Source organism: Acinetobacter sp. Tr-809, from assembly GCF_011753255.1.
Classification (GTDB): Bacteria; Pseudomonadota; Gammaproteobacteria; order Pseudomonadales; family Moraxellaceae; genus Acinetobacter.
This window is the reverse complement of the sequence record NZ_VWVZ01000029.1, coordinates 1-255: the sequence shown is the minus strand read 5'-3', so window position 1 is coordinate 255 and position 255 is coordinate 1. Positions and strand designations below refer to the sequence as shown.

The 255-nt window shown below is 51.0% G+C and carries 1 protein-coding gene; it reads left to right on the top strand.

Annotated elements, in window-relative coordinates:
* A partial coding sequence (locus F3J02_RS18415; RefSeq protein WP_167251631.1) for a hypothetical protein occupies positions 1–255 on the top strand: 255 nt, incomplete at both ends.

Below are 255 nucleotides of genomic sequence, written 5' to 3'. Positions count from 1 at the left end.
CAGCGGGTAACCCATCATTACCGGGCAGTGAAGTGGTAGATAGCTTGCCACCAGATACGACAGGTACGGTATTGAACGTCAATGCAGTGACTGCGGACAACGTGGTTAATGCAGCAGAGGGTGCAGGAAATGTGACCGTCACAGGTACCTTAACGGGTATTCCAGTAGATGCAGCGACCACAGTTGTGACCTTGCTGATCAATGGTGTGACGTACACAGCGACAGTTGATCCATTAACAGGCAACTGGACTGCAA